Annotated in this window: 17 protein-coding genes; 16 read left to right on the top strand and 1 reads right to left on the bottom strand. The window is 72.8% G+C overall.

Features of this window, described 5'->3' with window-relative positions; translation table 11 throughout:
• The first annotated feature begins 12 nt into the window (after window positions 1–12).
• Window positions 13–2,139, top strand: coding sequence for an ATP-dependent DNA helicase (locus ACFXDE_RS38695; RefSeq protein ID WP_380439468.1), 2,127 nt, complete (start codon window positions 13–15; stop codon window positions 2,137–2,139).
• Window positions 2,140–2,236: 97 nt separating this feature from the next.
• Here the strand turns inward: ACFXDE_RS38695 and lexA are convergent, their stop codons facing one another.
• Window positions 2,237–3,118, bottom strand: a complete 882-nt coding sequence (lexA, locus tag ACFXDE_RS38690) for a transcriptional repressor LexA (RefSeq protein ID WP_380499008.1) — start codon at window positions 3,116–3,118, stop codon at window positions 2,237–2,239.
• A 344-nt stretch (window positions 3,119–3,462) separates the two neighbouring features.
• Here lexA and nrdR point away from each other — a divergent pair, with 344 nt between their 5' ends.
• From nrdR to ACFXDE_RS38615, 15 genes are all read left to right on the top strand, one after another.
• A complete protein-coding gene (gene nrdR, locus ACFXDE_RS38685) occupies window positions 3,463–3,957 on the top strand; it encodes a transcriptional regulator NrdR (RefSeq protein ID WP_363651086.1) in 495 nt (164 codons plus the stop codon).
• Between the two features lie 226 nt (window positions 3,958–4,183).
• On the top strand, window positions 4,184–7,093 hold the full coding sequence (locus ACFXDE_RS38680) for a vitamin B12-dependent ribonucleotide reductase (RefSeq protein ID WP_380499007.1): 2,910 nt from the start codon (window positions 4,184–4,186) through the stop codon (window positions 7,091–7,093).
• Between the two features lie 211 nt (window positions 7,094–7,304).
• A complete protein-coding gene (locus ACFXDE_RS38675; protein WP_380499006.1) occupies window positions 7,305–8,069 on the top strand; it encodes an SDR family oxidoreductase in 765 nt (254 codons plus the stop codon).
• Window positions 8,070–8,117: 48 nt separating this feature from the next.
• Window positions 8,118–8,354: a helix-turn-helix domain-containing protein gene (locus tag ACFXDE_RS38670; protein WP_359964858.1), complete on the top strand. Its 237-nt coding sequence runs from the start codon at window positions 8,118–8,120 to the stop codon at window positions 8,352–8,354.
• 3 nt (window positions 8,355–8,357) lie between these two features.
• A complete protein-coding gene (locus ACFXDE_RS38665) occupies window positions 8,358–8,924 on the top strand; it encodes a Clp protease N-terminal domain-containing protein (protein ID WP_380439478.1) in 567 nt (188 codons plus the stop codon).
• Window positions 8,925–9,249: 325 nt separating this feature from the next.
• Complete coding sequence (locus tag ACFXDE_RS38660; RefSeq protein ID WP_380499005.1) at window positions 9,250–10,980, top strand: sensor histidine kinase; 1,731 nt, start codon at window positions 9,250–9,252, stop codon at window positions 10,978–10,980.
• A complete protein-coding gene (locus tag ACFXDE_RS38655) occupies window positions 10,980–11,414 on the top strand; it encodes a roadblock/LC7 domain-containing protein (protein ID WP_329924667.1) in 435 nt (144 codons plus the stop codon). Before ACFXDE_RS38660 ends, ACFXDE_RS38655 begins: the two co-directional genes overlap by 1 nt.
• On the top strand, window positions 11,411–11,779 hold the full coding sequence (locus tag ACFXDE_RS38650; protein WP_329924666.1) for a DUF742 domain-containing protein: 369 nt from the start codon (window positions 11,411–11,413) through the stop codon (window positions 11,777–11,779). The genes ACFXDE_RS38655 and ACFXDE_RS38650 overlap by 4 nt, the downstream gene beginning before the upstream one ends.
• Window positions 11,760–12,506 carry an ATP/GTP-binding protein gene (locus ACFXDE_RS38645; protein ID WP_380499004.1) on the top strand — a complete coding sequence of 249 codons (747 nt, stop codon included), beginning with the start codon at window positions 11,760–11,762 and terminating at the stop codon, window positions 12,504–12,506. The genes ACFXDE_RS38650 and ACFXDE_RS38645 overlap by 20 nt, the downstream gene beginning before the upstream one ends.
• Window positions 12,503–13,747, top strand: coding sequence for a cytochrome P450 (locus ACFXDE_RS38640; protein WP_380499003.1), 1,245 nt, complete (start codon window positions 12,503–12,505; stop codon window positions 13,745–13,747). The genes ACFXDE_RS38645 and ACFXDE_RS38640 overlap by 4 nt, the downstream gene beginning before the upstream one ends.
• A 175-nt stretch (window positions 13,748–13,922) precedes the next feature.
• Window positions 13,923–15,137, top strand: a complete 1,215-nt coding sequence (locus ACFXDE_RS38635; protein WP_380499002.1) for a cytochrome P450 — start codon at window positions 13,923–13,925, stop codon at window positions 15,135–15,137.
• Between the two features lie 293 nt (window positions 15,138–15,430).
• Complete coding sequence (locus ACFXDE_RS38630) at window positions 15,431–16,816, top strand: ABC transporter substrate-binding protein (RefSeq protein WP_380439488.1); 1,386 nt, start codon at window positions 15,431–15,433, stop codon at window positions 16,814–16,816.
• A gap of 174 nt (window positions 16,817–16,990) precedes the next feature.
• Window positions 16,991–18,013: a carbohydrate ABC transporter permease gene (locus ACFXDE_RS38625; RefSeq protein ID WP_380499000.1), complete on the top strand. Its 1,023-nt coding sequence runs from the start codon at window positions 16,991–16,993 to the stop codon at window positions 18,011–18,013.
• Window positions 18,010–18,924 (top strand): carbohydrate ABC transporter permease, encoded by a 915-nt coding sequence (locus ACFXDE_RS38620; protein WP_380498999.1) that lies wholly within the window; start codon window positions 18,010–18,012, stop codon window positions 18,922–18,924. The genes ACFXDE_RS38625 and ACFXDE_RS38620 overlap by 4 nt, the downstream gene beginning before the upstream one ends.
• A 229-nt stretch (window positions 18,925–19,153) precedes the next feature.
• Window positions 19,154–20,731 carry a DUF4153 domain-containing protein gene (locus ACFXDE_RS38615; protein ID WP_380498998.1) on the top strand — a complete coding sequence of 526 codons (1,578 nt, stop codon included), beginning with the start codon at window positions 19,154–19,156 and terminating at the stop codon, window positions 20,729–20,731.
• Window positions 20,732–20,874 lie beyond the last annotated feature (143 nt).

Raw genomic sequence — 20,874 nt, 5'->3', positions numbered from 1 at the left:
GGTGGGAGGGTCATGACGAACGACTCCCAAACCCAGCTCCCCGGCGAGGACGCACCCGCCCCGGCCGAGACCGGGGAAGCCGTCGCGGTCCCCCGCTCGCGCATCCCCGAGCTGCTCCACGCCGCCGTCGAGTCCGTCGGCGGCGTGGAACGCCCCGGTCAGGTGAAGATGGCCGAGGCCGTCGCCGACGCCGTCGACAACGCCGAGCACCTGCTCGTCCAGGCCGGCACCGGCACCGGCAAGTCCCTCGCGTACCTGGTGCCGGCCCTCGCGCACGGGGACCGCGTCGTGGTCGCCACCGCCACCCTGGCGCTCCAACGCCAGCTGGTCGAACGCGACTTGCCGCGCACGGTCGACGCGCTGCACCCGGTGCTGCGCCGCCGGCCGCTGTTCGCGATGCTCAAGGGCCGCTCCAACTACCTGTGCCTGCACCGGGCCAACGAGGGCACCCCGAGCGACGAGGGCGAGGGCCTGTTCGACGCCGCCGAGGCGCTCGGCGGGCCGGCCAGCAAGCTCGGGCAGGAGGTGCTGCGGCTGCGCGAGTGGGCGGACGAGACCGAGACCGGCGACCGCGACGACATGAGCCCCGGCGTGTCCGACCGGGCCTGGTCCCAGCTGTCGGTCACGTCCAAGGAGTGCCTGGGCGCGACGCGTTGCGCGTACGGGCAGGAGTGCTTCGCGGAGAAGGCCAGGGAGCGGGCCAAGCTCGCGGACGTCGTCGTCACCAACCACGCGATGCTCGCGATCGACGCGATCGAGGGCGCGCCGGTGCTGCCCGAGCACGGGCTGCTGATCGTCGACGAGGCGCACGAACTGGTCAACCGGGTCACCGGCGCGGCCACCGCCGAGCTGACCGTCGGCGCCGTCAACCGGGCGGTCAAGCGGGCCGCGCGGCTCGCCAACGAGAAGGCCGTCGACGCGCTCCAGGCCGCGGCCGAGAACTACCACGGCCTGATGGAGACCGCCCAGCCGGGCCGGGTCGAGGAGCTGCCCGAGTACCTGGCGTACGCCGTCACGGCCATCCGGGACTCCGCCCGGCAGGTGATCACCTCGCTCGGCGAGACCAGGGACAAGGGGCTCACCGACGAGGACGCGGTCCGCAAGCAGGCCATGGCCTCGGTGGAGACGGTCCACGAGACCGCCGAGCGGCTGCTGGAGGACTCCGAGTACGACGTGGTCTGGATCGAGCGCAACGACCGCTTCGGGATGGGCACGGCCTCGCTGCGGGTCGCGCCGCTGAGCGTCTCCGGGCTGCTGCGCGAGGGCCTCTACAAGGAGCGCTCGGTCGTCCTGACCTCGGCCACGCTCAAGCTCGGCGGGGACTTCAACGGCGTGGCCGGCTCGGTCGGCCTGCCCTCGGAGGCCCGGCTGCCGGACGAGCGCACGCCCGGGGACAACCCGGACGCCGGCGCAGGCTTCGGCGAGGACGCGGTGCCGCACTGGCGCGGCATCGACGTCGGTTCGCCGTTCAAGTACCCCAAGCAGGGCATCCTGTACGTCGCCAAGCACCTCTCCGAGCCCGGCCGCGACCCCGAACGGCCGGACATGCTCGACGAGTTGGCGGAGCTGATCGGCGCGGCCGGCGGCCGGACGCTGGGCCTGTTCTCCTCGATGCGCGGCGCGCAGGCCGCCGCCGAGGCGATGCGCGAGCGGCTGGACAACCGGATCCTGCTCCAGGGCGAGGACACCCTGGGCGAGTTGATCCGCGAGTTCGCCTCGGACGCGACCACCTGCCTGTTCGGCACGCTCTCGCTCTGGCAGGGCGTCGACGTGCCCGGCTCGGCCTGCCAGCTGGTGGTGATGGACCGCATCCCGTTCCCCCGGCCGGACGACCCGTTGATGAGCGCCCGCCAGAAGGACGTCGAACAGCGCGGCGGGAACGGCTTCATGGCGGTCGCGGCGACGCACGCGGCGCTGCTGATGGCGCAGGGCGCGGGCCGGCTGGTCCGCGCGGCCGACGACCGCGGCATCGTGGCGGTGCTCGACCCGCGGGTGGCGACCAAGCGCTACGGGGGCTTCTTCCGCTCCTCGATGCCGGAGTTCTGGTACACGACGGACCGCAACCAGGTGCGCCGCTCGCTGGCGGCGATCGACGCCTCGGCGGCGCCGGTCAGGCCGGTGGTGAAGCGCGGCTCGTAGACCGCTCGCGGGCCCCTTGCAGGATTCGGGGAACGCCGGAGGGGCTCCCCGTGCGAACGCGGTGGAGCCCCTTCCCGGTGCGTGCGGGCGGACCCGCTCAGAGGCGGCGCAGGACCGCCACCACCTTGCCCAGGATGGTCGCGTTGTCGCCGTTGATCGGCTCGTAGGCGGGGTTGTGCGGCATCAGCCAGATCCGGCCGTCCTCGCGCTTGAGCCGCTTGACGGTGGCCTCGCCGTCGATCATCGCGGCCACGATGTCGCCGTTCTCGGCGACCGGCTGGCGGCGCACGGTGACCCAGTCGCCGTCGCAGATGGCCGCCTCGATCATCGAGTCGCCGCGCACGGTGAGCGCGAACAGCTCGCCCTCGCCGACCAGTTGGCGCGGCAGCGGGAAGACGTCCTCGACCGTCTGCTCGGCCAGGATCGGACCGCCGGCGGCGATCCGGCCGACCAGCGGGACGTACGAGGTGGACGGCCGGCCGGCCGTCTCGGCGGTGTTCGGGCGGGCCACCTCGACGCCGCGGACCTCGTAGGCGCGCGGGCGGTGCGGGTCCCGGCGCAGGAAGCCCTTGCGCTCCAGGGCCATCAGCTGGTGGGCGACCGAGGAGGTGCTGGACAGGCCGACGGCCTGGCCGATCTCGCGCATGGACGGCGGGTAGCCCCGGCGCTGGACGGAATCCCGGATGACCTCGATGACGCGGCGCTGGCGCTCGGTGAGCCCGGCCTCGTCGGTGCGGATCCCGGGGGGGCGGCCGGGCATCGCCCGCGCGGGCGCGGGGTGGGCCTCGTCCAGGACGGGGGAGTGTTCGATCGGCTGATCGGGGACGCGGCTCGCGCTGGAAACGGCCGTGCCGGAGAGGCGGTGGTCTTCGCTACGGTCCATGCTGACGTCCACACTCTGCTGATTCGTGGTGCGCTGCCCCACCTTGAACTGGGAGTGTTCCTGCACCGGGATGGTGTTGCTTTCGATGGTGTTCACGGCGGCCCCTCTCGACGGCTGTCCTCTCCCTTTTCCAGCCCAACGCACCCCGTATCGAAAGGTTGCGCCAAACACACGTTCGAGTGAATTATTCGAGAGTTGGCTGACTCGATCAAGGCTTTGTTGTACATCGATCGAATGTTCGACAAGAACTCGACTTCCGCAGTCTAATCGGCGTCGACACGCCAGGGGTGTCGCTTCCCCCCGAGGCCTACATCTAGTGGCTACAGTCCTCTCCGTGCCCAGTGGTAGTGGTCACGGCGCATGATCAGCTTGCCGAGGCCCGGGGCACATCGCATAGACTCGACCCAGTCCGCACGTCCTGCCAGGGAGGGATCCTTCAGGTGCACTGCCCCTTCTGCCGGCACTCCGACAGCCGCGTCGTCGACAGCCGGACCACCGAGGACGGCAGCTCGATCCGCCGTCGCCGGCAGTGCCCGGACTGCGGCCGCCGCTTCACCACCGTGGAGACGGCCGCGCTGATGGTCATCAAGCGCAGTGGGGTCACCGAGCCGTTCTCCCGGGAGAAGGTCATCTCCGGCGTCCGCAAGGCCTGCCAGGGCCGCCCGGTCACCGAGGACGCCCTCGCCCTGCTCGGCCAGCGGGTCGAGGAGTGCGTGCGCGCCACCGGCAACGCCGAGCTGACCACCCACGACGTCGGGCTGGCCATACTCGGCCCGCTCAAGGAACTCGACGTGGTCGCCTACCTGCGCTTCGCCAGCGTGTACCAGGCGTACGACGGACTGGAAGACTTCGAGGCCGCCATCGCGGAGATCCGCGCCGGACGGCCCGCCGAGGCGGAGGGCGCCTGCGTGCCCGTTGCCGCCGCCGCGCCCTAGGAGGCGCCCCCCACCCGGCCCCACGGGGCCGGGCCGTGCCACGACGGCCCTCCGGGGCCCACGCGTGCCCGGAATCCGGGCACAGAACATCACAAACCGTGCGCAAGCGGGCGAGGCTCTCGCCTGCCCGCACACCGGAAGAACGAACCAGCGGTGCCCGGACTTTTCGGGGCACCACGGGCGTTTGCCCAGGAGTCGGGCGTTTGCCCAGGAGGAGGAGCGAGAAGTGACAGACACCACGAGCGGTTCCGCACGCGGGTCGAAGTCCGACAAGGCCGCGGCGAAGGGTGCCGGCAAGGCGCCCAAGGGCGGTCTCCGGATGGAGCGCATCTACACCACCCCTGGCGTCCACCCGTACGACGAGGTCCGCTGGGAGCGGCGCGACGTCGTCATGACCAACTGGCGCGACGGGTCGGTCAACTTCGAGCAGCGCGGCGTCGAGTTCCCCGACTTCTGGTCGGTCAACGCGGTCAACATCGTCACGTCCAAGTACTTCCGCGGCGCCGTCGGCACCCCGCAGCGCGAGTGGAGCCTCAAGCAGATCATCGACCGCGTGGTGCTCACCTACCGCGCCGCCGGCGAGAAGCACGGCTACTTCGCCACCAAGGACGACGCCGAGATCTTCGAGCACGAGCTGACCCACGCCCTCCTCCACCAGGTGTTCAGCTTCAACTCGCCGGTCTGGTTCAACGTCGGCACCAAGCAGCCCCAGCAGGTCAGCGCCTGCTTCATCCTGGCCGTCGACGACTCCATGGAGTCGATCCTCGACTGGTACAAGGAAGAGGGCATGATCTTCAAGGGCGGCTCCGGCGCCGGCCTCAACCTCTCCCGCATCCGCTCCTCCAAGGAGCTCCTCACCTCCGGCGGCAACGCCTCCGGCCCGGTCTCCTTCATGCGCGGCGCCGACGCCTCCGCCGGCACCATCAAGTCCGGCGGCGCCACCCGCCGGGCCGCCAAGATGGTCGTGCTCGACGTCGACCACCCGGACGTCGAGGCCTTCATCGAGACCAAGGTGAAGGAGGAGGAGAAGATCCGCGCCCTGCGCGACGCGGGCTTCGACATGGACCTCGGCGGCGACGACATCGCCTCCGTCCAGTACCAGAACGCCAACAACTCGGTCCGCGTCTCCGACGAATTCATGACCGCCGTCGAGAACGGCACCGAATTCGGCCTGCGCGCCCGCCTCACCGGCGAGGTCATCGAGACCGTCGACGCGAAGAAGCTGTTCCGCAAGATGGCCGAGGCCGCCTGGGCCTGCGCCGACCCCGGCATCCAGTACGACTCCGTCATCAACCACTGGCACACCTGCCCGGAGTCCGGCCGCATCAACGCGTCCAACCCCTGCTCCGAGTACATGCACCTGGACAACTCCAGCTGCAACCTCGCCTCGCTCAACCTGATGAAGTTCCTGCGCGACGACACTGCGTCCAACGGTGGGCAGGGGTTCGACGCCGCCACCTTCGCCAAGGTCGTCGAGCTGGTCATCACCGCGATGGACATCTCCATCTGCTTCGCCGACTTCCCGACCGAGAAGATCGGCGAGACCACCCGCGCCTACCGCCAGCTCGGCATCGGCTACGCCAACCTCGGCGCCCTGCTGATGGCCACCGGCCACGCCTACGACAGCGAGGGCGGCCGCGCCCTGGCCGGCGCCATCACCTCGCTGATGACCGGCACCGCCTACCGCCGCGGCGCCGAGCTCGCCGGCGTCGTCGGCCCGTACGACGGCTACGCCCGCAACGCCGCCCCGCACCAGCGGGTCATGAAGCAGCACGCGGACGCCTCCCTGGACGCCGTCTCCCTCGACGACCTGGACGCCCCGGTCTGGCTCGCGGCCAACAAGACCTGGCAGGACGTGCTGCGCCTCGGCGCGCAGAACGGCTTCCGCAACGCCCAGGCCTCGGTCCTCGCCCCGACCGGCACCATCGGCCTGATGATGGACTGCGACACCACCGGCGTCGAGCCCGACCTCGCCCTGGTCAAGTTCAAGAAGCTCGTCGGCGGCGGCTCGATGCAGATCGTCAACGGCACCGTCCCGCGCGCCCTCAAGCGCCTCGGCTACCAGGACGAGCAGATCGAGGCGGTCGTCGCCCACATCGGCGAGCACGGCAACGTCGTCGACGCGCCGGGCCTCAAGGCCGAGCACTACGAGGTGTTCGACTGCGCGATGGGCGAGCGCGTCATCTCGGCCATGGGCCACGTGCGGATGATGGCCGCGATCCAGCCGTGGATCTCCGGCGCCATCTCCAAGACCGTGAACATGCCCGAGAGCGCCACCGTCGAGGAGATCGAGGAGATCTACTTCGAGGCGTGGAAGATGGGCGTCAAGGCGCTCGCCATCTACCGCGACAACTGCAAGGTCGGCCAGCCGCTCTCGGCCAAGAAGAAGGACTCCGAGACCAAGGCCGAGGAGGCCCAGGCCCCCGCCGCGGTCGAGAAGGTCGTCGAGTACCGCCCGGTCCGCAAGCGCCTGCCCAAGGGCCGCCCGGGCATCACCACCTCCTTCACGGTCGGTGGCGCCGAGGGCTACATGACGGCCAACTCCTACCCGGACGACGGCCTCGGCGAGGTCTTCCTGAAGATGTCCAAGCAGGGCTCGACCCTCGCGGGCATGATGGACGCCTTCTCCATCGCCGTCTCGGTCGGCCTCCAGTACGGCGTGCCGCTGGAGACCTACGTCTCGAAGTTCACCAACATGCGCTTCGAGCCGGCCGGCCTGACCGACGACCCGGACGTGCGGATGGCGCAGTCGATCGTCGACTACATCTTCCGCCGCCTGGCGCTGGACTTCCTGCCCTTCGAGACCCGCTCGGCGCTCGGCATCCACTCCGTCGAGGAGCGCCAGCGCCACCTGGAGACGGGTTCGTACGAGCCGCTGGAGGCCGAGGAGCTCGACACCGAGTCCCTCGCCCAGTCCGCCCCGGTGGCCCCGGTGGCCGCCAAGCCCGCCCCGGCCCCGGCCGCGCCGGCGCCCAAGGCCCCGGCGAAGCAGGCCCACAACTCCACGGAGCTGATGGAGATCCAGCTCGGCCTCAACGCCGACGCCCCGCTGTGCTTCTCCTGCGGCACCAAGATGCGCCGCGCCGGCAGCTGCTACCTCTGCGAGGGCTGCGGCTCCACCAGCGGCTGCAGCTGATCACGCCCGACCCCGGTGCCACCTCGCCTGAGGTGAACCACTGAAGCGGGGCGAGGACTTCACGGTCCTCGCCCCGCTTTTTTCATGCCCGTCCGCATGAGTGTCCGCCCGTATCGGCGTGTCCCTCCGCCTCGGGAATGCCGATGTCACGGATGGGGCCGGTGGACTGTCGGTAGGGGGTGAAGGGCTTTCGGAGAGGAGCGGGTGAGTCATGACGGTGCTGGTGACCGGGGCGACGGGGACGTTGGGGCGGGAGGTGGTGCGGCTGCTGGTCGCGCGTGGGGTGGCGGTGCGCGGGTTGAGCCGGCGGGTCCGGGGCGACGGGGCGGACGAGGTCGAGTGGGTGGCCGGCGACCTGGTGACGGGGGACGGGGTCGCTGCGGCGGTGGCCGGGGTGGAGACGGTGATCGACTGCGCGACCTCCCAGGGCAAGAAGGACCTGGACGCCGTGCGGCACCTGGTCGCGGCGGCCGAACGGGCCGGGGTGCGGCACCTCGTGTATGTGTCGATCGTCGGCGTCGACCGGGTGCCGATCCCGTACTACCGGACGAAGTACGCGTGCGAGCGGGTCGTGCGGGAGTCCCGGCTGGGCTGGACGGTGCTGCGGGCGACGCAGTTCCACGACCTGCTGCTGAGGTTCTTCGGCGCCTCGGCGAAGCTGCCGGTGTTCCCGGTGCTCACCGGGGTGCGGTGCCAGCCGGTGGACGTCCGGGAGGCCGCCGCGCACGTCGTGGAGCTGGTGGGGGAGGGGCCGTCCGGGTACGCGCCCGAGGTCGGCGGCCCGCAGGCGCGGACGTACCGGGACCTGGCCGAGGCCTACCTGCGCGCCACCGGCCGCCGCCGGCTGCTGCTCCCCCTGAGCCTCCCGGGCTCGGCCGTCCGCGAGCTGCGGGCGGGCGGCCTCCTCACCCCGGAGCGCGCGGTGGGCCGGGGCACCTTCGAGGAGACCCTGGCGGAGCGCTTCGGCCATCGCTGATGTCAACCAGGGTTGACACATGCGCCCGCGTCAACCAAAGTTGACACCATGAGCGAGAGCGGAGAGCTCGCGGCAGCCGCGAGCAGCCGGGACCCCGCCGTGGGGCTCCGGTCGGTCCGGGCCCTGCGCGACCTGGCGGACCGCCTGGAGAAGCTCCAGGTGGGCAACGCCCGTGCGCAGGGCTGGTCCTGGCAGGACATCGCGGTCTGCCTCGGGGTGACCCGGCAGGCCGTGCACAAGAAGTACGCCCGGCGGGGGGCCGGCCCGGAACAGGACGGAGACTGAGCGATGTTCGAGCGATTCACCGACGGGGCGCGGAGCGTGGTGTTCGTGGCCCAGGACGAGGCCCGGCTGCTGCGGCAGGCCGGTGTCGGCACGGAGCACCTGCTGCTGGGGATCCTGGCGCAGGAGGCGGACCCCGGGGCCGCGGTCCTGATCGACGCCGGCCTGGACCGGGAGACGGCGCGGCAGGCGGTGGCCCGGCTGATCGGGCCGCGCGACGACGCCGAGGCGCTGGCCTCGATCGGGGTGGACCTGGACGCCGTCCGGTCGGCCGTGGAGGCGGCCTTCGGCGAGGGGGCGCTGGACGCGCCGGCCGAGGAGGGGCCGAAGCGGCGCGGCTGGTTCAGGCAGGCGGACGCGAAACCGGCCCGCAGTCGGTTCGGCTCCGGGGCGAAGAAGGCACTGGAGCTGTCGCTGCGGGAGTCGCTGCGGCTGAAGTCCGGTCAGATCGCGGTGGGGCACCTGCTGCTCGGGGTGATCCGGGAGGGGGACGGGCTCGGGGCGCGGGTGATCGTCGATCACGGGCTGGACCTGGGGGCCGTCCGGCAGGCGGTGGAGGCGAAGCTGGCCTGAGGGCGGGTGCGGTTCGGTCGGGCGCCCGCTCGGCGTCTGTTTTCGGCTCGGTCGGGCGTGCGGTGGGCGTGCCGTGGGCATCCGTCGGACGTCGCGAATCGGTGTAGGCGACGTGAATGAACGAGATTGACCGTCAACTGGCTGCTTGAGGGCAATGTCTGAATCGATATGATCGGCCGAAAGCGTGAATCGATCAGCCGCCCGGAGACGTTTCGCGACGCCGCCGGGCGGCCTCGTATGCGCTCGAACCACCGTCGGTGCCACTAGTGCCACCAGTGTCGCCGATCCGCCGCCCGAGCCGCCGCCGTTGTCGAGGACCGCACTGATGAGAGAAGCCACCAGCTCCGACGGCGGCCCGCGCCGACCGCCCGCGCCACGGACCGTCGTGCTGACCGCCGCGGCCGTCCTGCTCGCCCTGGTCGCCGCGCCGGTCGGGATCGGCCGGGCGCTGGGCGCCCACCAGCCGCTGACCGCGCTCGCCGTCGGGGCCGTCAGCGTCCTGTGGCTGATCGCCGTCGGCGTGGCCGCGAGCGGGACCGAGCGCTCCCGGCGGCTGGCCGAGGACCTCGCCGTCCAGCACCAGGAGACCACCGCCGCCCTCGTCCTCGCCGGCTCCGCCCGGCAGGCCGAGACCGCCGCGCACGACGACGCGGCCTCCGCCCGCGCCGAGCGGGACGCCGCCCGGGCCGAGCAGGCCCGGGTCGCGGCGGACGTCGTCGCCGCGCACGCCGAGCTGGCCCGGCTGGGTGCCGAGCTCGACGAGGCGCGGGCGCGGACCGAGGAGGCCCGGGCCGCGGCCGAGGCCGAGCGCGCGGACCTCGACCGGCTCGCCGACGGCGTCCTGCCCGAGGTCGTGAAGAAGCTCCGGAACGGCGCGTCCGTCGACAGCGCGCTGACCACCCACCGTGCGCACCCCCAGCACGCGCTGCTGCGCGTCGTCGCGGAGGAGGTCGGCCGGGGCGAACGGCTGCGGGCCGCCGCGCTCGCGGTGTGCGCGACGGCCGCCGGACGCGTCCAGGCGCTGGCCACGAGCATGCACGCGGAGCTGCGCGAGATGCAGCACCGGCACGACGAGGAGGTCCTCGGCGACCTCCTGCGACTGGACCACTCGACCGCCCAGGCCGGCCGCATGGCCGACAGCATCGCGGTGCTCACCGGTGCGCGCTCGGGCCGCCGCTGGGCCAAGCCGATCGCGGTGGAGTCGGTGCTGCGCGGTGCGCTCGGCCGGATCGGCGCCTACCAGCGGGTGCGGCTGCACAACGCCAGCACCGCGGCCGTCGCCGGGTACGCGGCCGAGGGCGTGATGCACGCGCTGGCCGAACTCCTCGACAACGCCACCAACTTCTCCGCCCCGCCGGCCGAGGTGCACGTCTACGTCGAGGAGGTGTCGGCCGGGCTGGCGATCACCGTCGAGGACAGCGGTCTCGGCCTGAGCGACAGCTGGCTGCGCCGGGCCGAACGGGCCGTCTCCGCCGAGCCGTTGGACCTCGCCACGCTCTCCGCCGGTACCCGGCTGGGCCTCGCGGTGGTCGGCGTGCTGGCCCGCAAGCACGGCCTGCAGATCTCGTTCCGGCCGTCGGCGCGCGGCGGTACGGGCGTGGTGGTGCTGGTTCCGCAGCAGCTGCTCACGCACGGCGCTCCGGCGCCCGCCCCGGTCCAGCCGCCGGTCACTGAGACGGTGCGCCCCGCGCTCACCCCTGCACGCCGGGCGCCCGCTCCGCTGCCGCCCGCGCCCACTGCCCCGGTGGTCCCCGCACCGGCCCCGCTGCCGCCCGCGCCCACCCCGATCACCGACAGCGGCCTGCCGCAGCGCCGCCGCGGCCAGACCCTCGCCGCCACCGCCCCCGCGGCGGCGGCCCCGCCCGCGAAACCCGTCCGCGCGGACGCCTCGACGGCCGCCACCCGGTTCGGCGCCTTCCGCCGGGCCGCCCAGCGCGCCGCGGAGGACACCGCGACCATGGACGCCCCGACCCTGGCCACCGCGACCACGGACGCCCCGACCACGGACACCGACACCACGCCCGACCCTTCCCCCGTCACCGAGAAGGACTCCTGATGAGCAGCGCGACCGACCGTGACCTCGACTGGCTGTTGGAAAACCTGCTGAGCGTCACCCCCGGCGCCCGGCACGCCCTGGTGCTCTCCGCCGACGGCCTCAAGCTCTGCCACACCTCCGGCCTCGACGCCGACCGGGCCGACCAGCTGGCCGCGATCGCCTCCGGCCTGCAGAGCCTGGCGCACGGCGCCTCGATCGAGTTCGGCGACGGCACCGGCGGCGTCCGGCAGTCGATGACCGAGTTCCACGGCGGCATCCTGTGCATCGTGGCGGCCGGCGAGGGCGCGCACCTGGCCGTCGTCACGGACGACGAGGCGGACGTGGGCGTGGTCGGCCACAACATGCACGGCCTGATCGAGCAGATCGGCGTCCACCTGAGCGCGCCGGCCAGGTCGGTGGAGGAGACCGGGACGCACGAGAGCGCCCGGGCATGAACGCCGGGCCGGTCCTGCCGGGTCGGGACGACGACCCGGACCGCCTCTACACGATCACCCGGGGCCGCAGCCGCTCCCCGGAGAACGCCTTCGACCTGGTCACGCTGATCGTCGCCGAGCGGGAGCCGGCGCCGGGCATGCAGTCGGAGCACGCGCGCATCCTGCGGATGTGCGAGGCCCCGACCGCCGTCGTGGAGGTCGCGGCGGAGCTGGCGCTGCCGGTCTCGGTGGTGAAGATCCTGCTCGGCGACCTGCTGGAGTCCGGGGCCGTCACCGCCCGGCACCCCCGGTTCGCGCCGAACAAGGCGCGGCTGCCCGATCTCGACACGCTGAAGCAGGTGCTGCATGGCCTCCAACGGCTCTGACCCCTCCACGACGGCGGCTCCGGCGGTTTCGACGGCTTCGACGGAGGCCCCGGCGACGGCCCCGGTCACCGGCCGCACCCCGCTGCGCGCGACCGCCGACAACGCGCTGAAGATCGTCGTGGTCGGCGGCTTCGGCGTCGGCAAGACGACGCTGGTCGGCTCGGTCAGCGAGATCCGTCCGCTGAACACCGAGGAGGTCATGACGCGGGCGGGCGAGGGCATCGACCCGGCCGGCACGTGGGGCAAGCGCTCCACGACGGTCGCCTTCGACTTCGGCCGGATCACGCTCTCCGAGAGCCAGGTGCTCTACCTGTTCGGCGCGCCGGGGCAGGAACGTTTCTGGTTCCTGTGGGACCGCCTGTTCAGCGGCGCGCTCGGCGCGGTCGTCCTGGTGGACACCCGGCGCCTGGAGGAGTCCTGGTACGCCATCGACCGGCTGGAGCACCACGGCACCCCGTTCATCGTGGCCCGCAACAACTTCGGCGAGCCGGCCCACACCCTGGAGCAGGTCCGCGAGGCGCTCGACCTGCCCCCGGAAGTACCGCTGGTGGACTGCGACGCCCGGGACCGGGAGTCCGGCAAGCGGGTGCTGATCGAGCTGGTCGGCCACCTGGCCGCGCTCGCGGAGGCCGAGGCCGGGCTCCCCGTGCAGCCGGCCGCCTCCCGCCACGCCGAATCCCCCGCGCAGCAGTACGAGGCGCACCAGTACGAGGAGAGCACCCCGTGACCGAGCCCGCCGTCACCCCGCCCCCGGGCTGCCCCGCGCACGCAGGCGCCACGCCGCTGTACGGGCCGCGCTTCCAGACCGACCCGGCCCAGCTCTACCGCGAGCTGCGCGCCCAGCACGGCCCGGTGGCCCCGGTCGAACTGGCCGGCGGCGTCCCCGCCTGGCTGGTCATCGGCTACCGCGAGCTCCAACTGGTGACCGGGCAGCCCCAGTTGTTCGGCCGCGACTCCAGCCGCTGGCACGCCTGGGACACCCTGCCCGCCGACTGGCCGCTGAAGCCGATGATGGCGCCGGTGCCGTCGATCCTCTACGCCGAGGGCGAGGAGCACGTGCGCCGCTCCCGGGCGGTCACCGACGCGCTGGCCGCGGTCGACCCGTACGAGCTGCGCAAGCACGCCGAGGAGATCGCCGACAGGCTGATCGACGACTTCGCGGGCCGCGGCGAGGCGGACCTGGTCGCCGAGTACGCGCACCGGATGCCGCTGCTGGTGCTGTGCCGGGTGCTCGGCCTGGACGAGGAGCAGGGTCCGGAGCTGATCGCGGCGCTGCTGACCATGCTGGACGGCGGCCCGGACGCCCCGGCCGGCGCGCAGCGGCTGCTGGAGCTGATGCTCGCCCTGGTGCGGGAGAAGTCCGAGCACCCGGGCGCCGACGTCGCCTCGCGCATGCTGGAGCACCCGGCCGGGCTGACGGAGGACGAGGTGATGCGCGACCTGCGGGTGCTGCTGATCGCCGGCCACCAGCCGTCCTCGTACTGGATCTCCAACGCGCTGCGCCTGATGCTCACCGACGAGCGGTTCGCGGCCTCGCTCGCGGGCGGCCGGCGCAGCATCAGCCAGGCCCTCAACGAGGCGCTCTGGGAGGACACCCCGACGCAGATCTTCGCCGGCCGGTGGGCCGTGCGGGACACCCACCTCGGCGGCCAGCGGATCGCCGAGGGGGACATGCTCCTGCTGGGCTTCGCCGGGGCGAACTCCGACCCGTCGGTGCGCCGGCCGGACGGCCGGCCCGCCGAGGGCAACCGGGCGCACATGAGCTACTCGTACGGCGAGCACGGCTGCCCGTTCCCCGCGCAGGAGGCGGCCGAGGTGATCGCCACGACGGCGATCGAGGTGCTGCTGGACCGGCTGCCGGACCTGCGGCTCGCGGTGGCCGAGCACGCGCTGGTGTGGCGGCCGTCGGCGTGGGTGCGGGGGCTGGTGGCGCTGCCGGTCTCGTTCACCCCGGGGCACGCGGCCTGACCGGTCTGTCCTCGGCCTTCCCACCGCTCGAACCGCTCGAACCGCTCGAAGTTCCGTCCTCTCGTTAGTCCCGAAGCCCCGAAGCCCCGAAGCCTCGAAGCCCCGAAATCCCGCAGTCCCGCAGTCCCGAAGCCCCGCAGTCCCGCAGTCCCGCAGTCCCGAAGGAGAGTTGCCGATGTCCGTGGCCCCGGCCCCGTTCGTCCTCGACCCGCTGGCCCGCGACAGCGCCGCCGAGGGCGCCCTGCTGCGCGCCGCCGGTCCGGCGGTGCCGGTCGAGCTGCCCGGCGGGGTCGCCGCGTGGGCGGTGACCCGGCACGCCGCGGCGCGCGACCTGCTGACCGATTCCCGGCTGGTGAAGGACGCCGCGCACTGGGCCGCCTTCCAGCGCGGAGAGGTCCCGAAGACCTGGCCGCTGATCGGCCTCGCGGTGCCGGGCCCGAGCATGGTGACCACGGACGGCGCCGAGCACCGCCGGCTGCGGGCGCTGGTGGCGCAGGCGTTCACCCCGCGCCGGGTGGAGCTGATGCGCCCGCGCGTCGAGGAGATCACGCACCGGCTGCTGGACGCGCTGGCCGCGGGCGGGCCGGAGGTGGACCTGAAGTCGGCGTTCGCGTTCCCGCTGCCGATGACGGTGATCTGCTCGCTGCTGGGCGTGCCGGAGTCGGACCACGGCGTGCTGCGCGACCTGTACGAGCGGTTCTTCGGCATCAAGCCGGACCCGGCGGGCATCCAGGCGACCATTGCCGGGCTGAACGCCTTCGTCAACGACCTGGTGGCGCAGCGCCGTTCAACCCCCGGTGACGACCTGGCGAGCGTGTTGCTGGCGGCGGACACCGAGGGCGGCGCGCTGACCGACGCGGAGGCGGCGGCGACCCTGCGGGTGATCATCGCGGCCGGTCACGAGACCACGGTGAACCTGATCGGCAACGCCGTCCGGGCGCTGCTGGCCCACCCGGAGCAGCTGGCGCTGGTGCGGTCGGGGCGGGTGCCGTGGGACGCGGTGGTGGAGGAGTCGCTCCGCTGGACGCCGCCGACCAGCAACTTCCTGTTCCGCTTCGCCGCCGAGGACATCCCGGTCGGCGACACGGTGATCCCGGCGGGCGAGCCGGTCCTGATCTCGTACAACGCGATCGGCCGGGACCCGGCGCAGCACGGCATCACGGCGGAGGTGTTCGACGTCACCCGGGACGCCTCCCGGCACCTGTCCTTCGGCCACGGTCCGCACGTCTGCCCGGGGTCGCCGCTGGCCAGGCTGGAGGCGGGGGTCGCGCTGCCGGCGCTGTTCGAGCGGTTCCCGGGGCTGTCGCTCGGGGTGCCGGACGGGGAGCTGCGGCCGAGCCCGTCGCTGGTGGTCAACAGCCTGCTGGAGCTGCCGGTCCGGCTCTTCTGACGGACGGCCGTCCGGCGGCCCCGTCCTCTTCCGGGGCGGGGCCGCCGGCGTGTCCTGGCGGGGCGGGAGCCCGTGGGGAGACGGGCGGCGGCTTGTCGGGACGCGGTCGGGTCACGACCGGGACACCACGCGATGAAGGTCGATCGCGGACCTTGGCGGCGACCGGCGGCTGGGTTAACGTCGTCGGATCGGCCGCACGTCCAATCCGACGATCCGATCAGCCGACCATCTCCGGTACAGCGCAATGTCGTTCGGTCCACAGCCGGCAGCACGCCCTGGCGAGGAGAACCGCATTGACCCTCAACCCGACCGCACCGTCCCCGAGTTCCCGCCGCCGTCTGGTCGCCGCGCCCGCGCTGCTCGCGGCGCTGGCGCTGACCGCCGCCTGCTCCAACAGCTCCGGCGGTTCGGGCGACGGCGGGGGAGCGGCCCAGTCGCTGTCCGGCGACTGCGCCAAGTACCAGCCGTACGCCGGGCATTCGGGCACCACGGTGACGATGTTCGCCTCGATCCTCAGCCCGGAGTCGGACAACCTGGAGAAGTCCTGGGCGGAGTTCTCCAAGTGCACCGGGATCAGGATCAGTTACGAGGGGTCGAACGACTTCGAGTCCCAGCTGCCGGTCCGCGTGGCCGGCGGGAACGCCCCGGACTTCGCGATCATCCCGCAGCCCGGCCTGCTGGCGCAGATGGTGAAGAGCGGCAAGGTGGTGAAGCCGCCCGCCCAGACGGTCACCAACCAGGACCGGTGGAGCCCGGTCTGGCGGACGTACGGCTCGGTCAACGGCACGTTCTACGCGGCCCCGATGAGCGCCAACATGAAGTCGCTGGTCTGGTACTCGCCGAAGGCCTTCAAGGCGGCCGGCTACGAGGTGCCGAAGACCTGGGCCGACCTGATGGCGCTCAGCGACAGGATCGCCAAGGCGGGCGGCGGCAAGCCGTGGTGCGGCGGCATCGCCTCCGGCACGGCCACCGGCTGGCCGGCCACCGACTGGCTGGAGGAGGTGGTGCTGGGCACGTACGGCGGTGACGTGTACGACCAGTGGGTGGGCCACCAGGTGAAGTTCTCCGACGAGAAGATCACCACCGCCATGAAGACGGTCGCCGGCTGGATGCAGAACCCGGCCTGGGTCAACGGCGGCTTCGGCGACGTGAAGTCGATCGCCACGACGACGTTCCAGGACGCGGGCACGCCGATCCTGAGCGGCAAGTGCTTCATGCTCCAGCAGGCGTCCTTCTACAAGGCGCAGTGGCCCAAGGACACCAAGATCGCTCCGGACGGCGACGTGTTCGCCTTCCACCTGCCCGCGGTGAACCCCGGCGTCCCCAGCCCGGTCGAGGGCGGTGGCGAGTTCCTGACCGCGTTCTCGAACCGGCCCGAGGCGCAGGCGGTGCAGAACTACCTGTCCAGCTCGGACTGGGCGAGCAGCCGGGTGAAGACGGCCACCGGCTGGGTCTCGGCCAACCAGGGCGTCGACAAGAGCCTGTACACCGACCCGGTCGACCGGCTGTCGGCGGACGCGCTGACCGACCCGGGCGCGACCTTCCGCTTCGACGCCTCCGACATGATGCCGGCCGCGATCGGCTCCGGGCAGGAGTGGAAGTCGCTGACCTCCTGGTTCGCCGAGGGCCAGACGATCCAGAAGGTCGCGGGCGACATCGACGCCGCCTGGCCGCAGTAGCCCGCGGCCGGGCACGCCTCGCGGCGCCGCGACGGCGGGCGCCGCTCCGGGGCCCCACGCCCGGCGCCGTCACGGGACCACCTGTCGAGGGCGGTGCGGGGCCACCCACCCGCATCGCCCGCCCCCTTCCCACCGGCACCCCCTTCCCACCGGAACCAGGAGGGACGCACAGCCATGTCCGTACCCGGTACCCCGCCCCCGCCCGCCGCGCTCGCCGGCGGCGCGTGGGGCGACGCGGCGATCAAGTTCGGCAACACCTTCGGCGCGGTCGCGGGCTTCCTCGGGATCCTGCTGCTGGTCTTCCTCGCGGCGGGCCGGGCCCGGGGCCGTCTGGCCCGGCCGCTGGCCGTCGCGGTGTTCCTCGGCCCGGCCGTGCTGCTGCTCCTGGTCGGCCTGGTCGCACCGCTGCTGCGCACGGTCTACCTGAGCTTCTTCGGCGACGACAGCTCCCACTTCGTCGGCGGCGAGAACTTCGGCTGGGCGTTCACCACCGACTCCGTCCGGCACGTGCTGGTCAACACCGCGCTGTGGCTGGTGATCGCGCCGCTGGCGGCGACCGGCCTCGGTCTGGTGCTGGCACTGCTGGTGGACCGGATGCGCGGTCAGGCGGTCTACAAGTCGCTGATCTTCATGCCGATGGCGATCTCGCTGGTCGGCGCGTCGATCATCTTCAAGTTCGTCTACGAGTCGCGCGGCCCCGGCCAGTCGCAGATCGGCCTGCTCAGCCAGCTGGCCGTCGCACTGGGCTGGCACGACCCTCCGAACTGGATGCTCGACCAGCCGCTGAACACCTTCCTGCTGATGGTGGTCATGGTCTGGGTGCAGACGGGCTTCGCGATGGTGGTGCTGTCGGCGGCGATCAAGGCGATCCCGGACGAGATCACCGAGGCGGCCCGGCTGGACGGCGCCGGCGGGCTGCGGCTGTTCTGGTACGTCACCGTGCCGATGATCCGCACGACGGTCGTGGTCGTGCTGACCACCGTCATGATCACCACGCTGAAGGCCTTCGACATCGTCCGCACCATGACGGGCGGCAACTTCGGCACCCAGGTGCTCGCGAACGAGATGTACTCGCAGTCCTTCGTGCAGTTCGACACCGGCCGGGGCAGCGCGCTCGCGGTGATCCTCTTCCTCGCGGTGCTGCCGCTGGTGGCCTACAACATCGTCCAGCTGCGGAAGGAGCGTGGGGTGCGATGAACGGTGGTCCCCGGGGCCCGGTGCGCAAGGCGTTCAGCAGTCCGCTCGCCTCGGTGTTCGTCATCGCGGTGACGGTGCTGTGGACGATCCCCACGCTGGGCCTGCTGGTGACGTCGCTGCGGCCCAAGCAGGACGTCACGACGGACGGCTGGTGGAACGCCCTCCTGCACCCGGACCTCGGCCTCGGCAACTACCACACCGTGCTGTTCGAGGGCGGTTCCGGCGTCTCGACCGGCCTGATGCCGTTCCTGGTCAACTCGCTGGCGATCAGCGTCCCGGCGACGGTCTTCCCGCTGGTGCTGGCGGCCATGGCGGCGTACGGGCTGGCGTGGGTGCGGTTCCGGGGCAGCGACGTGGTGTTCTTCGTGGTGTTCGCGCTTCAGGTGGTGCCGATCCAGATGGCGCTGATCCCGCTGCTGCGCCTGTTCTCGGGCGGCGCGCACCTGGGCTCGCTGACGCTGATCCCGGCGGTGGACCTGAAGGGCAGCTACGCACCGGTCTGGCTGGCGCACACCATGTTCGCGCTGCCGCTGGCGGTGTTCCTGCTGCACAACTTCATCGCGCAGTTGCCGCGGGACCTGATGGAGGCGGCGGTGGTGGACGGAGCCTCGCACTTCAAGATCTTCCGGTCGATCGTGCTGCCGCTGTGCACGCCGGCGCTGGCCTCGTTCGCGATCTTCCAGTTCCTGTGGGTCTGGAACGACCTGCTGGTGGCGCTGACGTTCGCGGGCGGCACGCCGGAGGTGGCGCCGATGACCGTGCGGCTGGCGCAGTTGTCCGGGTCGTTCGGCGGGCGCTGGGAGCTGCTGACGGCGGGGGCGTTCCTGTCGATCGTCGTCCCGCTGATCGTCTTCTTCAGCCTCCAGCGGTACTTCGTCCGAGGGCTGCTGGCGGGGTCGGTGAAGGGGTAGCCGGGGAACCGGTCTGGTCGGGGGCGGGGGAGGCCGGGAGGTCGGGACCGGCTGGGACCGGCCGGGGTTGGTCGGGGCAGGTCAGGGTGAGCTGAACGCGTTCAGATCAAACTTTTGAACTTGTTCAGAATGCTCTACAGTCGGCTGCGGCGACAACGCCGAGCGCGTCTGCCGGCGGGCTGCCCGGAGGGCGGCTCCCGCCTGCCCATCGACCACTTGAGGGGGACTCATGTCCGCGCTGTCCAGCCCCGCCCCGGCCGATCCGCCGCCCGCCGGGGCCGCCTGGGGGCCGGGCCGGCCCGCCCCGAAGACGTTCTCGTGGCTGCGGCCCAGCGACCCCGACGGCAAGGCCGCCGCCACACCGCGGGTGCTCGTCGCGGCGCTGCTCACCGGCCTCCTGACGGCCTGGCTGCTGGGCGACGGCATCGGCGTCGGGCTGACGGTCTGCGGGGTCGCCGCGGCGGTCGGCGCCGGGCTCGCCGCCCGTGGGGCGGGCCGCCGGGCCCGGCCCTGGACGGTCGCCTGGAGCGCGCTCGCGCTCGCCCTGCTCGCCGTCCCGGCCCTGTGGGAGGCCGGCTGGCCGGTGGTGATCGCGGTGGTCGGAGCGCTGGCGCTGGCCTCGCTCGCGCTGCACGGCGGCCGCCGCTGGCCGGGTGTGCTGCTCGCCCTGCCGGGCGTCCTCTGGCAGGTGGGGCCGGGCGTGCGCTGGGCCGCCGACGGCCTGGCCGGGCACCGCATGCGCAGCCGGGGCCGGATCGTCCCGGTGCTCAAGGCGCTCGCGGTCGCCGCCGTGCTCCTCGTCGTCTTCGGCTGGCTGTTCGCCGGGGCCGACGCCGCCATGGCGGACGTCCTGGACAGCCTCAGCCCGAGCATCGACCTCGACCGGCTCCCGGTGCGCGCCGTGCTGTTCGCGGTCGGGCTGCTCACCGCGCTCGGCTTCGCGCACATCGCGGCCGGCCCGCGCCGCTGGGACCGCACGGTGGTCCGGCCCGGCCGGGCCCGCGGGCGGCTGGAGTGGGCGCTGCCGCTCGTCGCACTCGACCTGATGTTCGGCGTCTTCGCGGTCATCCAGGCCGTGGTGGTGCTCGGGGGCGCCGACGCCGTCCTGCGGAACACCGGGATGAGCCGCTCCGAGTACGCGCGGCAGGGCTTCTGGCAGCTGTCCGTCATCACGGTGCTCACGCTCGTGGTCGTCGCCGTCGCCAAGCGCTGGGCGCCGCGCACCACGCCCGCCGACCGCCGACTGGCGCGGATCCTGCTGGGCCTGCTCTGCGTGCTCGCCCTGACCGTCGTCGCGTCGGCGCTCGGGCGGATGTGGTTCTACGTCGACGCCTCGGGCCTCACCCGGCTCCGGCTCTGGGTGCTGGTGGTGGAGATCTGGCTGGGCGGCGTGTTCGCCCTGCTCATCGCCGCCGGGTTCACCCGTTCCGCGGGCTGGCTGCCGCGCGCCGTCGTGCTCAGCGGCGCGCTCGCCGCCGTGGTCTACGGGCTGATGGGGCCGGACGCGATCGTCGCCGAGCAGAACGTCGCCCGCTACGAGCGGACCGGCCGGATCGACCTGCGCAACGTCCGGGACCTCTCGCCGGACGCCGGCCCCGCCCTCGACCGGCTGCCCGGCGCCAAGCGGACGTGCGCGCTGCAGCTGATCCGCACCGACCTGGAGAACCGGGCCCGGCCCTGGTACGCCGCCAGCCTCTCCTCGGCCCGTGCCCGGGAGATCCTCGCCGAGCGGCCCCTGGCGGACGACGGCCGCGGCGGGCGGAGCGCGTGCGAGCAGGCGGGGCTGAAGATCGACGCGTACTTCTGACCCGCAGGGGTTTGGGGGCTCGGGGTCCGGGGGGTGGGGGCCTGCGGAACGGCTGACGGGCCGGCCGGGAGCGTGGTGCTCCCGGACGGAGCCCCAGACCTTCTGAGTTGGAGTCGCCGTGCAAATCTGCATCGCGACCGAGG

It is taken from the genome of Kitasatospora sp. NPDC059408 (genome assembly GCF_042751525.1).
Taxonomy (GTDB): Bacteria; Actinomycetota; Actinomycetes; order Streptomycetales; family Streptomycetaceae; genus Kitasatospora.
This window is presented reverse-complemented; position numbering and strand designations above follow the sequence as displayed.